The sequence below is a fragment of the Rhizobium sp. AAP43 genome (assembly GCF_001296045.1).
In the GTDB taxonomy this organism is placed as follows: domain Bacteria; phylum Pseudomonadota; class Alphaproteobacteria; order Rhizobiales; family Rhizobiaceae; genus Allorhizobium.
In genome coordinates this window covers 175,213-190,229 of sequence record NZ_LJHS01000005.1, presented here as the reverse complement: position 1 = coordinate 190,229, position 15,017 = coordinate 175,213, and the positions used below count along the sequence as shown (strand labels likewise).

Here is a 15,017-nt window from a genome sequence, read left to right as displayed (position 1 = left end):
CGGATGTGTGTGGGCAAACCGGATGCCGAGCGCCTATATAGGCGTGAGCGTGCCCAAGGCGCTTCACCGAGAGAGGAAGAGATTTCATGACCGACGAAAAATTTCCGCCCGCCAACAACCTGCCCGCCGGCTATGTCCCGCCCAAGGTTTGGACCTGGGAGCCGGGCAATGGCGGCCAGTTCGCCAGCATCAACCGGCCAACCGCCGGCGCTCAGACGGATGTCGAACTCCAGGTCGGTAAACATCCACTGCAGCTCTATTCGCTCGCGACGCCGAACGGCCAGAAGGTGACGATCCTGCTTGAGGAACTGCTTGAAGCCGGTCATCAGGGTGCGGAATACGATGCCTGGCTGATCAATATCGGCAAGGGCGAACAGTTCGGCAAAGGCTTTGTCGACATCAACCCGAATTCGAAGATCCCGGCCCTCGCCGACCATGCGCCGAAAGATGGCGGTGCGCCGATCCGGTTGTTCGAGTCCGCCTCGATCATGACCTATCTCGCGGAAAAGTTCGGTGCCTTCCTGCCGTCGGAGCCTCGCGCCCGCGCTGAAGTTCTGAATTGGCTGTTCTGGCAGATGGGATCTGCCCCCTTTGTCGGCGGTGGCTTCGGCCACTTCTTCTCCTACGCGCCAATGAAGATCCAATATGCGATCGATCGTTACGCCATGGAGGCCAAGCGGCAGATGGACGTTCTCAACCGGCAGCTCGCCGACAACGAATTTGTCGCCGGCAAGGAATACTCCATCGCCGACATGGCCATCTGGCCCTGGTATGGCCGCCTCGCGCTCGACACTTCCTATCCGGATGCCGGCACCTTCCTGTCGACCCATGAATATGACCACGTCCTGCGCTGGGCCAAGCAACTTGCCGAACGGCCCGCCCTGAAGCGCGGGGTGATGGTCAACAAGACCTCCGGCCCGCTTGCTGAACAATTGCACGAACGCCACGATGCCTCCGACTTCTTGACGAAGACGCAGGACAAGATCAGCGAGGCGTAAGGGAGACGCAAATGTCCAAGGCACCAGACATGATCAAGCACCGTGGCTTCCCTTCCGGGATGCCGGGAACCGGTGTGCAGTTCACCATCCGCCGTGCCAATGATCGGGGGGTAACCCCGATCAAGGCCCTGCCGCGCAAGGCGCGGCCGGGCACCAAGGAACACCGGATCGACGCCGCCTTCCTGCATGCGCTCTGGCACCAGTTCGGGGCCGAGCCCTTCATTCGCGGCAATCTCGACGCCGCACGGATGAGCCTCCTTTTCGGCCGTGAGGTCGTGCCGGCCGAGAAGGACTTCGATCCGCAATCCTATGATGCGATGCTGGTGATCGACGAACGGGTCGCCCGCAAGAACTTCCCCGAATCCTTCGAAGACGTGTTTGAGGTCTGAGGTCATGGCAAAAGATCCGATCATGCCCAAACATCAGGGTTTTCCGGCAGGCCTCCTCGGCACGCAGTGGCAGTACACGATCCGCCGGCCGAACCCGAAGGTGACGCCGCTCACCAACTGGCCGCGCCACCGGACGATGGACCAGACCGTCGCGGCGGCCGATTCAGGCTTTGTCCAGGCGCTCTGGCAGTATTTTGGCACGGAACCCTTCGAGCGCGGCAATCTCGACGGCGAGCGGCTCTGCCGCCTCTTCGGCCGGGAAGTGATTGCCGCCGAACGCGGTTTTGACCCGCAATCCTACTTTGCCAAGCTGAAACTCAACGAACCGCTGGCCCGCAAGAACTTCCCGGAAGCGTTCGGCGACGTGAAGGACGAGCAGAGCGTGGCCAAGGGCTTGAAGAAGAAGGTGCGGGAATAGCGGGCATGCCGACACTCCTTCTCTGGAAAGGACATCGTTTTCTTTTCTACTCGAAGGAGATCGGCGTGCCGCCACATATTCACGTCCCGAAGGACGGAAAGCAGTTGAAAGTGTGGTTGCGGGATCTCGGTGTCGCCCGCAACGCAGGCTTCGCGGCCCATGAGGTGAATGCACTCCTCAAGGTCGTCGAGGAACACCGGCAGGGTTTCGAGGAGGCGTGGAATGACCACTTTGGACATTGACGAGCGGCAGCTTCAGGTCCGTTCCGTAGACGTCACGGAGGACAGCATCATCTTCGATATGCTGGATGGGCGCAGGATCGTGGCGCCGCTCTGGTGGTATCCACGCCTCGCCTCCGCCTCCCCCGAGCAGCGTTCCAAGGGTGAAATTCTCCCCTTTGGTGACGCCGTCGGCTGGGAAGAGATCGACGAATACATCAGCGCCAAGGCGCTCATCATCGGAGGTGCCGCTCCCGGCGCCGTCCCACCTGCTCAAGCTGCCGAGTGACAACAATGATCCAGAAAATCCTCATCGCCAACCGGGGCGAAATCGCCTGCCGGGTCATCAAGACCGCCAAGAAGCTCGGCATCAAGACGGTCGCTGTCTATTCCGATGCTGACCGCAATGCGCTGCATGTCGAGATGGCGGATGAGGCGGTGCATATCGGCCCAGCCCCGTCGAACCAGTCCTATATCGTCATCGACAAGATCCTCGATGCGATCAGACAGACTGGCGCCGATGCGGTCCATCCCGGCTATGGCTTCCTCTCGGAAAACGCCGCATTTGCCGAAGCGCTGGAAAAGGCAGGCGTCACCTTCATCGGGCCACCGGTGGGCGCGATCCAGGCCATGGGCGACAAGATTACCTCGAAGAAGCTGGCGGCAGAAGCCGGTGTCTCCACAGTGCCCGGCCATATGGGCCTGATCGCGGATGCCGACGAGGCGGTCAAAATTTCCGGTGAGATTGGCTATCCCGTCATGATCAAGGCCTCGGCCGGCGGCGGCGGCAAGGGCATGCGCATCGCCTGGAATGCAGAAGAGGCCCGCGAAGGGTTCCAGTCGTCGAAGAACGAGGCGAAGAATTCCTTCGGCGACGACCGCATCTTCATCGAGAAATTTGTGACGGAACCGCGCCATATCGAAATCCAGGTGCTCGGCGACAAGCACGGCAACACGCTCTATCTCGGCGAGCGCGAATGCTCGATCCAGCGGCGCAACCAGAAGGTCATCGAAGAGGCCCCCTCGCCCTTCCTTGACGAAGCCACCCGCAAGGCCATGGGGGAACAGGCCGTCGCGCTGGCAAAAGCCGTCGGTTATCACTCCGCCGGTACCGTCGAATTCATCGTCGATGGCAAAGAGAACAAGTTCTACTTCCTCGAGATGAACACCCGCTTGCAGGTCGAGCATCCCGTGACCGAACTGGTGACCGGACTGGACTTGGTCGAGCAAATGATCCGCGTTGCTGCGGGCGAAACGCTTAGCTTCGGCCAGGACGACGTGAAGCTCAACGGCTGGGCGATCGAAAGCCGACTCTATGCCGAAGACCCGTATCGCAACTTCCTGCCTTCGATCGGCCGCCTCAGCCGCTATCGCCCGCCGGAAGAAGGCGAGCGCCCCGATGGCACCGTGGTGCGCAACGACACCGGCGTCTTCGAGGGCGGCGAGATCTCGATGTATTACGACCCGATGATCGCCAAGCTCTGCACCTGGGCGCCCGGCGAAGGGGCCACGGCGCGCCTCGCGGCAATCAAGGCCATGGGCAAGGCGCTGAACAGCTTCGAGGTCGAGGGCATCGGCCACAACCTGCCATTCCTCTCGGCTGTCATGGGCCAGGAGCGCTTCCGCTCCGGCAAGCTCACCACGGCCTATATCGCCGAGGAATTCAAGGACGGCTTTACAGGCGTTGCGCCGGATACGGCAACCGAGCACGTTCTTGCAGCCTTCGCCGCTGTTGCCCACTATCGCCGCGAAAGCCGCGCAACCCAGATTTCCGGCACACTCGGAAACCATCCGCGCAAGCTCGGCCGCAACTGGGTGGTTGCGATTGGGGAGACCAGGCACACAGTCACTCTTCGTTCGGAGCCGACCGAAACCATTGTGCATTTCGAGACCGGCCGAAGCCTGCGCATCGACACGACCTGGCAACCCGGCCAGACGCTCGCCCATATCCTCGTCGATGGTGACCCCACCATCATCAAGGTCGACCTCAAGGGCCCGGCCATCCGCCTGCGTCTGCACGGCATAGACGTGACCGCCCGCATCCGCTCCCCGCGCGTGGCGGCACTCGCCGAACTCATGCCGGAAAAACTGCCGCCGGATACGTCGAAGATGCTGCTCTGCCCGATGCCGGGCGTGATCACCGGGGTTGCGGTCAAGGAAGGCGAGACCGTGGAAGCCGGTCAGGCGCTTGCCACCGTCGAGGCGATGAAGATGGAAAACATCCTGAAGGCCGAACGCCGCGGCACCGTGAAGAAGATCGTCGTCAAGCCGGGCCAGAGTCTAGCAGTGGACGAGCTGATCATGGAGTTCGAGGGGTGAGGACGCCGTCGGCAATTGCGGTCGGGGTACCCCCCTCTGTCGGCTACGCCGACATCTCCCCCACAAGGGGGGAGAGTGGCCGCTCGCGTTCCGCCTGCCTCACAGATTCGAAGTTACATTTGGGGCAAAAGGCCGGCCCCACCCCGCTCTCCCCCCTTGTGGGGGAGATGTCCGGCAGGACAGAGGGGGGTACCGCCATCACAAGCCATATTCGACCTTCTTGCGCGCGATCATCTCTTCGATCTGCACCCGGCTCTCTTCTTCCGAGAGAAACGGACCTTCCATGCGTCGCAGAAGGAGAGCACGCAACGCCTGCTGATCTTCCTCCCGCATCTCCGTCTCTTCGCGCACCAGATCAAGCCCTCGCTCGACGACAGCGGCGAGGCTCGGGAAGTGGCCGTCCTCGACCAGCTTGCGGGCAAATTCTGCCTGCTGCGGCGAGAGCGAGACAGAGGCTTTTACGGTCATGGCAAGGCGCTCCGGTTAGGCTCACAAGAATAGCCCCGACCGAAAACCCCGTCAAACTGACTTCCCTCGGCGAACCGCCGAACCGCGCAGCCTTCAGATAAGGATCGCATCGATGACCAAGAAAACCATTGCCGACTGGCAGGCGCTTGCCGAGAAGGAATTGAAGCGCCCCGCCGACAGCCTTGTCTGGCAGACACCGGAGGGCATTCCGGTGAAGCCGCTGTATACGGCAGACGACATCGCCGGCATCGGCCATCTCGACAGCCTGCCGGGCTTTGCCCCCTTCGTACGCGGCCCCCGTGCCACCATGTATGCCGGCCGCCCGTGGACGATCCGGCAATATGCCGGCTTCTCGACGGCGGAGGAGAGCAATGCCTTTTATCGCAAGGCGCTGGCCGCCGGTCAGCAGGGCGTATCCGTCGCCTTCGATCTTGCCACCCATCGCGGTTATGACTCGGATCACCCGCGTGTGGAGGGCGATGTCGGCAAGGCGGGTGTGGCGATCGACAGTGTCGAGGACATGAAGATCCTGTTCGACGGCATTCCGTTGCAGGATATCTCGGTGTCGATGACCATGAACGGTGCGGTCATCCCGATCCTGGCGAACTTCATTGTTACGGGTGAGGAGCAAGGGGTATCGCGCGACAAGCTGTCCGGGACCATCCAGAACGACATCCTCAAGGAGTTCATGGTCCGCAACACCTACATCTATCCGCCCGAACCCTCGATGCGGATCATCGCCGACATCATCGAATACACGGCAAAGGAGATGCCGAAGTTCAATTCGATCTCGATCTCCGGCTATCACATGCAGGAGGCCGGCGCGACGCTGGTGCAGGAGCTCGCTTTCACGCTAGCCGACGGGCGCGAATATGTCCGCGCGGCCATCGCCAAGGGCATGGATGTCGATGAATTCGCCGGCCGGCTGTCGTTCTTCTTCGCCATCGGCATGAACTTTTTCATGGAGGCCGCGAAACTGCGCACCGCCCGCCTGCTCTGGACCCGCATCATGCAGGAATTCGAGCCGAAGAAGGCGTCCTCCCTGATGCTGCGCACCCATTGCCAGACATCGGGCGTGTCGCTGGCCGAACAGGACCCCTACAACAACATCATCCGCACCGCCTTTGAGGCCATGTCGGCAGCCCTTGGCGGCACGCAGTCGCTGCACACCAATTCCTTCGACGAGGCGATCGCCCTGCCGACCGAATTCTCCGCCCGCATCGCCCGCAACACCCAGCTCATCTTGCAGAACGAGACGGGTGTCACCAAGGTCGTCGATCCGCTCGCCGGCTCCTATTATGTTGAGAGCCTGACCAACGAACTGGCGGAGAAAGCCTGGGCGCTGATCGAGGAGGTCGAAAGCCTGGGTGGCATGACCAAGGCTGTCGATGACGGCCTGCCGAAGCGGCTGATCGAGGAAGCCGCCACCCGCCGCCAGGCCGCCGTCGACCGGGGCGAGGAGGTCATCGTCGGGGTCAACAAGTTCCGCCTGGAAAACGAAGAACCCATCGACATCCTCGAAATCGACAACACCGCCGTTCGTCTGTCGCAGGTCAAGCGCATCGAGCAGACGCGCCGCCAGCGGGATCCGAAGCGGGTCAGCGAAACGCTCGCTCGGCTGACCGAGGTCGCCAAGACCGGACAGGGCAACATTCTCGAAGCCGCCGTCGACGCGGCCCGCGCCCGTGCGACCGTCGGCGAGATTTCGGACGCCATGCGCGCCGTCTTCGGCGATCACGTTGCTGTCCCCGAAGTCGTGCATGACATCTACGGCAAGGCTTACGAGGGCGATCCGGAAATGGAAACGCTCACGACCCGCCTCAAGGACTACGGCAAGGCAGCCGCCAAGCCACGCATCCTGATCGCCAAGCTCGGCCAGGATGGCCATGATCGCGGTGCCAAGGTGATTGCGTCGGCCTTCGGCGATATCGGCTTCGATGTCGTGGCAGGCCCCCTCTTCCAGACGCCGGACGAGGCGGCAGACCTGGCCGTCGCAAACAAGGTGCAGGTCGTCGGCATGTCCTCGCTCGCCGCAGGCCATAAGACACTCGCCCCGCAGCTCGTCGAGGCACTGAAGGCCAAGGGCGCGAATGACGTGATCGTCGTCGTCGGCGGGGTCATTCCGCGTCAGGACTACGACTTCCTGCTCGAGCATGGCGCCTCCGCCGTCTTCGGCCCCGGCACCAATGTCATGGATGCCGCGCGCTCTGTGCTTGACCTGCTGGAGGGGCGCCTGCGAAACAGTTGAGACGCAGGCAGCGCTCGGGGAGGAGCATGGAGACCTACGATTACATCGTCATCGGCGCCGGCACTGCCGGCTGCCTGCTGGCCAACCGGCTCTCCGCCGATCCATCGCGGCGGGTGCTGCTGCTGGAAGCCGGTGGCAGCGACAATTATCACTGGATCCATATCCCGGTCGGCTATCTGTACTGCATCAACAATCCGCGCACCGACTGGTGTTTTAAGACAGAGGCCGAGCCAGGCCTGAACGGTCGCGCCATCGGCTATCCCAGAGGCAAGGTGCTGGGCGGCTGCTCCTCGATCAACGGCATGATCTACATGCGCGGCCAGGCGCGCGACTACGACCAGTGGCGCCAGATGGGTTGCGACGGCTGGGGCTGGGATGACGTGCTGCCGCTCTTCAAAAAGACCGAAGACTTCCACAAGGGTGCCGACGACAAGCATGGTTCAGGCGGCGAATGGCGCGTGGAAAAGGCCAGGCTTCGCTGGGATGTGCTGGAAGCGTTTCGCGAGGCGGCCAAACAGGCCGGCATTCCGGAAACCGACGACTTCAACCACGGCGACAATGAAGGCTCCGGCTTCTTCGAGGTCAACCAGCGCTCCGGCATCCGCTGGAACACGGCGAAGGCCTTTCTGAAGCCGATCCGTCACCGGAAGAACCTGACGATCCTCACGCGCGCCCATGTGAAGCGGCTGACCATCGAAGGCGACCGCGTAACCGGCGCCGAAGTGCATCACGACGGGGAGCTGAAACACTTTACCGCCCGCCGCGAGGTGGTGCTGTCAGCCGGCGCCATCGGCTCGCCGCAGATCCTCGAACTCTCCGGCATCGGTCGCGGCGATGTCTTGCAGCAGGCGGGGATCGAGACCGTCCGTGAAGTGCCCGCTGTCGGCGAGAACCTGCAGGACCACCTGCAACTTCGCCTCGTCTTCAAGGTGACGGGCGTTCCAACACTTAACGAGCGCGCGTCGAGCCTCTACGGCAAGGCAATGATCGGCCTGGAATACGCGCTGCGCCGCTCTGGCCCCATGTCCATGGCCCCGAGCCAACTTGGCATCTTCACCCGTTCCGGCCCGGACAAGGAGACGGCCGATCTCGAATATCACGTTCAGCCGGTCTCCCTCGACAAGTTCGGCGACCCCGTTCACCCCTTCCCAGCGATGACGGCGAGTGTCTGCAATCTGAGACCCGAGAGCAGGGGCTCGGTGCATATTGCGGGGCCGGACTGCGCCGCCCAGCCGAAGATCGCGCCGAACTATCTCTCGACACCTGGCGACCGCGACGTGGCTGTGCGCGCGATCCGCCTCACCCGCCACATCGCGTCCCAGCCCGCCTTTGCCCGCTATCAGCCGGAGGAGTATCGCCCCGGCCCAGCGCTCGAAAGCGATGCGGAGCTGGAAACGGCCGCAGGCGACATCGGCACGACGATCTTCCACCCCGTCGGCACCTGCCGCATGGGGGCGGATCCGGACAGCGTCGTCGATCCGCGTTTGCGGCTACGCGCCTTGAAGGGCCTGCGCATTGCCGATGCCTCGGTCATGCCGACGATCACCTCGGGCAACACCAATTCCCCAACCCTGATGATTGGCGAAAAAGCGTCAGCGATGATCCTGGAGGATCACCGCTAACCGTTGAGATCAGTTGCGGTCGTCGGCATTCGCCCCGAGCAGCTTCGGCAGATCGCCGAAGCGCGCCACCAGCCCGAAGACGGTCGCCGCGACAGCGACGAACAGGATCGTCACCGACGCCATCACCGGCGTATAGCCGTAGCGCAGGGCGTTGAAGATCTTGATCGGCAGCGTCTCCATCACGAAACCGACCGTCATGTAGGCGACGATGTATTCGTTGAGCGAGAGTACGAAGGCGAAGGCATAGCCGGAGACGAGATAGGGCATGATCAGCGGCAAAACGACCGTGCGGAAGATAGTCCGGTCGTCGGCCCCCATGGTCGCAGCCGCCTCGACCAGCGAGCGATCGATGGCCGAGAAGCCGAGCGACAGCGTCACCAAAGGCAGCGTGACGAAGAAGATCGCGTGGCTGACAACGGCTGTCCAGGGCTGGCCATAAAAGCCGGTCGCGGCCCAGAAGGTGAGCAGGCCCAGCGCCGTGATGACGGGCGGCAGGGTGAAGGGTGCGATGCCAAGCAGCTGGAACACCTGCGCCCAGGGCGCATGCCGCCGCCAGAGGAACCAGGCAAGCGGCAGGGCGATGGCAACGGCCAGAGCGGCCGCGCAAAGCGCCAGGATGACCGAGGCGAAGAAGGCGGCACGCCAACCGGGATCAGTAAAGATCGCGCCGTACCACGAGAGCGAAAAGCCCTGCGGCGGGAAGTTCAGGCTCTGCTTGGCATTTACCGAGACCCCTGCGACGACCACGATGGGCGCAGCAAGGAAAATGCCGATCAGGGTAAAGTAGAGACGGGTCAGGGCCTTGTTCATGCTGCCTCTCCCTTGCGACCAATGAGCAGCGTCAGCGCCACCATGCCAAGCGTAACGAGCACGAGGAACACGGCCATGGCCGCTGCGAACGGCATGTTGGACTGGTAGATCGCCTGGTCGGTAATCAGCACCGAAAGCGTCCAGTGCGAGGGTCGACCGAGGATCTGCGGCAGAAGATAAGAGCCAAGCGCAAAGATGAACACCATGATCAGCGTGGCAATCAGCGTATTGCGCAGCGCTGGGACCACCACCGTGAAGAAGGCCTTGATCGGCGAAGCGCCGAGCGTGCGGGCGGCTTCCGTTAGCGTTGGGTCAAGCCGAACGAGCGCGGGATAAAGCACGAGCACCGTGTAGGGCAGCGCCTGATAGGCCATGCCGGTCAGAACCGCGCCGAAATTCGGCATCAGCGCCACCGGCTTTTCCATGAGGCCGATCATGACCAGCAGGTTGGTGATGCCGGCGGTGCGCGAAAACAGCGTTGACCAGGCAAAGCCAATAATGACTTCCGAAAGCGACAGGATGGAGAGGAGCGCGACCAGCCACAGCACCTGCGCTTTGCGCGACATGCGCGCCAGCAGATAGGTAAACGGTAGCGCCAGCGTCACGCAGACGACGGCAACCGCAATCGCCAGCATCAGCGAAAAGCCGAGCACGCCACCGAAGAAGAAGCTGAGGAAGCGGGCATAATTGTCGAAGACGAAATCCGGCGAATAGAAGCCGGTCGGATCCCGCTTGAAGAAAGAGACGGCGATCATCGTCGCGAAAGGCACGACGAAGAACAGGATCAGCATGCCCGCCGGAAAGGCGAGCGGTGCATAGTCGAGCGCGGTTTTGGGGGGCTCGCGTCTCATGCGGACAGCACCACGGCGGTTTCGGGATCGATGACGATACCGACATCCTGTCCGACGGTCACGACCGGCCGCTCGCGTGGCGTCGAGACGGCGACGACTTCGGTGCCGGATACATCGAGGAAGGTTTCGATCGTACCGCCGAGATCGCGGATGAAGGTAACCTTGCCGGTGATCCGGCCTTCGCCGGGGGCTGCGAGCTTGACGTCCTCGGGCCGAACCGAGAGGCTGGCCTGCGCCGAACCGGATGGAGCCGATATGCCGGCGACAGTCTGGCCGAGAACCAGCGTGGAACCGCCCTGCGCCGTCAGCGGCAGGAGGTTGGTCGAGCCGATAAAGTCGGCCACGAAGCGGTCGGCCGGCTTGCGATAGATCTCGATGGGGCTTGCCGCCTGGCGGATCTTGCCGCCGCTCATCACGACGACCGTATCGGCCATGGTCATCGCCTCGCGCTGATCGTGGGTCACGACGATGGTCGTGATGCCAAGCTGCTGCTGCAGCTTGCGCAACTCCACCTGCATCGCCTCGCGCAGCTTGGCATCAAGCGCCGACAGCGGCTCATCGAGCAGGAAGAGTTTCGGCGAAATCGCAAGCGCCCGCGCAATCGCCACGCGCTGGCGCTGGCCGCCGGAGAGCTTGTGCACGGGACGGTCTGCATAACCGGTCAGGTGGATCATCGAGAGCAGCTCATCCACCCGCTTCACCTGCTCCTCGCGACCGATGCCACGGATGCGCAAGGGATAGGCGATGTTCTCGCCGACGGTCAGATGCGGAAAAAGCGCCAGCGACTGGAAGACCATGCCGAGTTCACGCTTGTGCGTCGGCACCTGGGTGATGTCCTGCCCGTCAAGCACGATCGCGCCGCCTGTCGGGCTGTCGAGACCGGCAATCATTCGAAGCAACGTTGTCTTGCCGCAGCCGGATGGGCCGAGCAGGCAGACGAAAGTGCCATGCGGCACCGAGAGCTGCACTTTGTCGACGGCCGTGAACGGACCGAACTGCTTGGTGATAGAGTTGAGGGCGAGGCCAGACATCATGTCTCCGAAATCAAATGGTGCAGGCTCGAAGCCCTTTGGCGCGGCGATAACATTTCACGCCCGAATTGTCTTGCAAACGCTATGCGGTCATACACTGCGCGACATGCGCTTTAAGTCGGGGCTTTGCCCCTCGCCCTACCCTCTCCCCGCAAGCGGGGAGAGGAGAAGTAGGCGCAGAGCGAACCGCTCATCTCCCTCTCCCCGCGTGCGGGGAGAAGGTGCCGGCAGGCGGATGAGGGGCAGGACCCTGCCCCGTCACGATCAACCGACGATCAACTCGGTCCACTTCTGGTTCAGCCAGTCCGACTTGGTCTGGTAGAGGTCATAGCGCGGCGTGATCGGCTCGATATCCGAGGAAACGGACGCGAATTCTTCCGCCGTCAGATCAAGCAGTTCGCGCTTAACCGTAGGCGCCGTACCGACCTTGCGCGACAGGGTCGCCTGGATCGACGGCTGGCACATGTAGTCGATGAACACATGCGCTTCTTCAGACTTGGTCGAAGCGCGAGACAGCGCCCAGCAACCCGAATCCTGAATGCCGCCTTCCTTCGGGAAGGTCGAACGAACCGGCTGGCCGTCGGCAGCGGCAAGGCCCGTAACGTCATGGTAATACTGACCCATCGGAATTTCGCCCGACTTCAGCGACTGCTCGAACTGCGCCTCATCACGATACCAGAGACGGACATTCGGCTTCACTTCGGCAAGTTTCTCCAGGACCTTGAGGATACCCTCTTCGGTGTCGAGCGCATTGGTGCCGCCAAAGTGGGTCTTGGCCGTCACTTCCAGCAGGAAGGAGTTGGAAACCAGGGCCAGCAGGCCGAGCTTGTCCTCATTCGCCGGATCCCAAAGCGCGTTCCAGGAGGTTGGTGCTTCCTTGTAGACATCGGTATTGGTGACAAGTGTGATGTACCAGGCCACGGCACCGACGCCGGCAACGCGACCATCCGGGTACTTGTTGACGAAGCGGTCGATCAGGCCCGAGGCGTTCTTGATCTTCGCCATATCGATCGGCGCCCAGAGTTCGGTCGCCTGGCCCTTCAGCATCGCAACCTGCGACATCATCGAAAGGTCGGCCGGCGCCTGACCGGCCTTGGCGGCCTGCTCAAGCTGCACGAGCCAGGCCTCACCGGTCGGTTCGGCGATGGACTCAACGGCAATGCCGGTCGACTTGGTGAACTCAGGGAAGATATTCTTGTCGAACGAATCCTTGAAGTAGCCGCCATAGACGCCGATCTTGATCGACTTGTCCTGGGCGCGCAGGATCGACGGCATGGCAAGCGCGCCGGCAGCGGCGACCGAACCGGCCAGCACGCTGCGGCGGCTGATGGAAGTGGAGAGAATGTCTTTCATGGTCCTGTTCCCTTGTTGTGATCGGGCCGTTTCGCCCTTGTTGTGATGCCAGGCCGGTCATTCCGGCCCCTTGGGTTTCCTCAGCGTGCCTTGATCGCTGGACTGTAGACCATCAGGCTGAGGATTTCGAAGAGGATTTGTGCGCCGACATGCGCCGTGTTGTGGTTCGCGTCATATTGCGGCGCGACCTCGACCACATCGCCGCCAACAAGGTTCACACCCTTGAAGCCGCGAATGAGTTCCAATGCCTCCCGCGAGGTCAGACCACCGACTTCAGGTGTCCCCGTGCCGGGGGCCACGCTCGGATCGAGACTGTCGATATCGAAGGAGAGATAGGTCGGGCCGTCGCCGATCACAGCCTTCGCCTTTTCGATGATGGCGGCAATGCCGAGACCGTTGATCTCCTCGGCATGAATGACGGTCATGCCGGACTCGTAGGAGAATTCCCAGAGATATTCGGCAGGCCCGCGAATGCCGATCTGGATCGTCCGGACAGGGTCGAGCACGCCGTCGAGCACCGCATTGCGGAACGGGCCGCCGTGGTGGAACTTCGTCTGGTCGAAGGCACCGCCGGTGTCGCAATGGGCGTCGATATGGATCATACCGACGGGGCCATGCGTCTTGGCAATCGCCTTCATGATCGGATGGGTGATCGAATGGTCTCCACCAACAGAAAGCGGCAGCACACCCTGGCTCACCAGCTTCGTGTGATAAGCCTCGATATCGTCATGGCTCATCTCCAACCGGTAGCGGCTGGAAAACGGCACGTCGCCGATATCGGCAACCTTGAGATCGAAGACCGGCGCGCATTCGAGCACATGGTTATAGGGACCGATGCGATCGATCGCCCGCAAGGCGCGAGGCCCGAAGCGGGAGCCTGGCCGGTTGGTGACACCAAGATCCATGGGCACGCCGACAATCGCGACGTCGAGATCGCTGACGTCAGGATTGCGCTGGTCGACCTGACGATAAGGGGCAGACACGAAGGTCGGCACGCCGGCATAAGGGGCAGCCCGAGTGCCGTTCGAGAAGATCTTCTCGCCGACTTTGGCGAACTTCGGATCGAAGATCTCGCCGGCTTTGTCGTTTCCGTATTTCTCGCGCAACGCCGCCAGACGCTTTTCGTCGAAGGTCATATCTCGTTCCCAGTTCATGAACGATGTCGAAAACATCGTATGTTTTTTCAGCACACGTCCCGTTTGCCTTTATTGCGAGCATTAATCCGCAGTGGACTTGGAAAATCAATTCACGATGTTATAGCAATCGATGTGAGAAATTTTCACGGAGCCAAAGTCCTCAATGGCAAGCCGCCTGCCCCCACTCAACCCTTTGCGCGCCTTCGAGGCGGCCGCCCGGCGCGGCTCGATTTCTGCTGCGGCGCGGGAACTGAGCGTGACCCACGGCGCCATTTCGCACCAGATCAAGAGCCTGGAAGAGACGCTGAAGACGGCGCTCTTCGAACGTGGCGGCAAGCGACTGAAGCTCACGCCGCAAGGGGCACTGCTGCTGCCAGCCGTCACCCAGGCTTTTGATGGGATCGCGGCCGCTACCGCACTGATGAACCGGCCGTCTACCAGCGGCAATCTACGCATTTCCTGCGTCCCTGCCCTCCTCTCGCTCTGGCTTGTGCCCCGCCTCGGCTCCTTTGTTGACCGCTATCCCGAGATCAGCCTGACACTCACCTCCAGCAATGAGCCCAACCTGATCTATTCGCCGGATATTGACGTGGCTGTCCTTTACGGCTCCGGCGGTTGGAAGGATTGCTGGACGCGGCTGTGGAGTACGTTCGAACTCTTCCCCGTCGTCAGCCCGACATTGCTCAATAGCCGTCCGCTGCGGTCCATCCGGGACCTGCGCGAGCATGTACTCTTGCATGGCGATGACGGACGCGAATGGTACAGCTGGCTCGCGGCAGCCGACCAACTGGATATGCCAAAGGCGCGCGAGCACTTCATGGGCGATGCACGGCTCTCCACCGAAGCCGCTCGCCACGGCCAAGGCGTAGCACTCGGTGACAGCATTACAGCATCGAGCCTGATCGCTGCCGGCGAGCTGATAATGCCCTTCGATCTCGCGGTTCCCGCACCCGATGCCTTCTATGTCGCTGCCCGCAATGATGTTCGCGCAGCCCCTATTGCCAAGGTCTTCATCGACTGGATGTTCGAGACGATCGAGGCCGAACGCGCGGCTCAGCCGCGTCCTGCCAGCCGGAGCCGTAGCCTGCCATCGCCCCGCCGGCGCAACACGAACAGCACAACCTCGCCCATGGACGAGGGCGATTAACATCTAAGG

The 15,017-nt window shown here is 62.2% G+C and carries 15 protein-coding genes; 9 read left to right on the top strand and 6 right to left on the bottom strand.

Annotation, left to right across the window (positions count from 1 at the left end):
* Positions 1-86: 86 nt before the first annotated feature.
* The 6 genes from yghU to IP76_RS04365 are packed head-to-tail and all read left to right on the top strand — an operon-like array spanning position 87 to position 4,342.
* Entirely contained in the window at positions 87-998 is a 912-nt protein-coding gene (gene yghU / locus IP76_RS04390; RefSeq protein WP_054156970.1) for a glutathione-dependent disulfide-bond oxidoreductase, read from the top strand.
* Positions 999-1,009: 11 nt separating this feature from the next.
* Positions 1,010-1,387 (top strand): hypothetical protein, encoded by a 378-nt coding sequence (locus IP76_RS04385; RefSeq protein ID WP_054156969.1) that lies wholly within the window; start codon positions 1,010-1,012, stop codon positions 1,385-1,387.
* A 4-nt stretch (positions 1,388-1,391) separates the two neighbouring features.
* Complete coding sequence (locus IP76_RS04380) at positions 1,392-1,805, top strand: hypothetical protein (protein ID WP_054156968.1); 414 nt, start codon at positions 1,392-1,394, stop codon at positions 1,803-1,805.
* Between the two features lie 5 nt (positions 1,806-1,810).
* On the top strand, positions 1,811-2,047 hold the full coding sequence (locus tag IP76_RS04375) for a DUF4160 domain-containing protein (protein ID WP_054156967.1): 237 nt from the start codon (positions 1,811-1,813) through the stop codon (positions 2,045-2,047).
* Positions 2,028-2,312, top strand: a complete 285-nt coding sequence (locus IP76_RS04370; protein ID WP_054156966.1) for a DUF2442 domain-containing protein — start codon at positions 2,028-2,030, stop codon at positions 2,310-2,312. Before IP76_RS04375 ends, IP76_RS04370 begins: the two co-directional genes overlap by 20 nt.
* 5 nt (positions 2,313-2,317) lie before the next feature.
* Positions 2,318-4,342 (top strand): acetyl/propionyl/methylcrotonyl-CoA carboxylase subunit alpha, encoded by a 2,025-nt coding sequence (locus IP76_RS04365; protein ID WP_054156965.1) that lies wholly within the window; start codon positions 2,318-2,320, stop codon positions 4,340-4,342.
* A 198-nt stretch (positions 4,343-4,540) separates the two neighbouring features.
* Here the strand turns inward: IP76_RS04365 and IP76_RS04360 are convergent, their stop codons facing one another.
* Complete coding sequence (locus IP76_RS04360) at positions 4,541-4,810, bottom strand: hypothetical protein (RefSeq protein WP_054156964.1); 270 nt, start codon at positions 4,808-4,810, stop codon at positions 4,541-4,543.
* A gap of 112 nt (positions 4,811-4,922) precedes the next feature.
* Between IP76_RS04360 and scpA the strand changes: the two genes are divergently transcribed.
* The gene (gene scpA / locus IP76_RS04355) at positions 4,923-7,058 is read left to right on the top strand and encodes a methylmalonyl-CoA mutase (RefSeq protein ID WP_054156963.1); all 2,136 of its coding nucleotides are present in this window, start codon (positions 4,923-4,925) and stop codon (positions 7,056-7,058) included.
* A 26-nt stretch (positions 7,059-7,084) separates the two neighbouring features.
* Entirely contained in the window at positions 7,085-8,680 is a 1,596-nt protein-coding gene (locus tag IP76_RS04350) for a GMC family oxidoreductase (RefSeq protein ID WP_054156962.1), read from the top strand.
* Positions 8,681-8,689: 9 nt separating this feature from the next.
* On the opposite strand, the gene IP76_RS04345 is transcribed toward IP76_RS04350, so the two are convergent.
* The 5 genes from IP76_RS04345 to speB form a co-directional block, all read right to left on the bottom strand.
* Positions 8,690-9,490: an ABC transporter permease gene (locus tag IP76_RS04345; RefSeq protein ID WP_054156961.1), complete on the bottom strand. Its 801-nt coding sequence runs from the start codon at positions 9,488-9,490 to the stop codon at positions 8,690-8,692.
* Entirely contained in the window at positions 9,487-10,341 is an 855-nt protein-coding gene (locus IP76_RS04340) for an ABC transporter permease (protein WP_054156960.1), read from the bottom strand. The genes IP76_RS04345 and IP76_RS04340 overlap by 4 nt, the downstream gene beginning before the upstream one ends.
* On the bottom strand, positions 10,338-11,372 hold the full coding sequence (locus IP76_RS04335; RefSeq protein WP_054157374.1) for an ABC transporter ATP-binding protein: 1,035 nt from the start codon (positions 11,370-11,372) through the stop codon (positions 10,338-10,340). The genes IP76_RS04340 and IP76_RS04335 overlap by 4 nt, the downstream gene beginning before the upstream one ends.
* Before the next feature lie 264 nt (positions 11,373-11,636).
* A complete protein-coding gene (locus IP76_RS04330) occupies positions 11,637-12,716 on the bottom strand; it encodes a PotD/PotF family extracellular solute-binding protein (RefSeq protein ID WP_156318490.1) in 1,080 nt (359 codons plus the stop codon).
* Positions 12,717-12,805: 89 nt separating this feature from the next.
* Positions 12,806-13,861, bottom strand: a complete 1,056-nt coding sequence (gene speB, locus IP76_RS04325; RefSeq protein ID WP_054157373.1) for an agmatinase — start codon at positions 13,859-13,861, stop codon at positions 12,806-12,808.
* A 163-nt stretch (positions 13,862-14,024) separates the two neighbouring features.
* Here speB and IP76_RS04320 point away from each other — a divergent pair, with 163 nt between their 5' ends.
* Positions 14,025-15,008 carry a LysR substrate-binding domain-containing protein gene (locus tag IP76_RS04320; RefSeq protein ID WP_054156958.1) on the top strand — a complete coding sequence of 328 codons (984 nt, stop codon included), beginning with the start codon at positions 14,025-14,027 and terminating at the stop codon, positions 15,006-15,008.
* Positions 15,009-15,017: the final 9 nt, after the last annotated feature.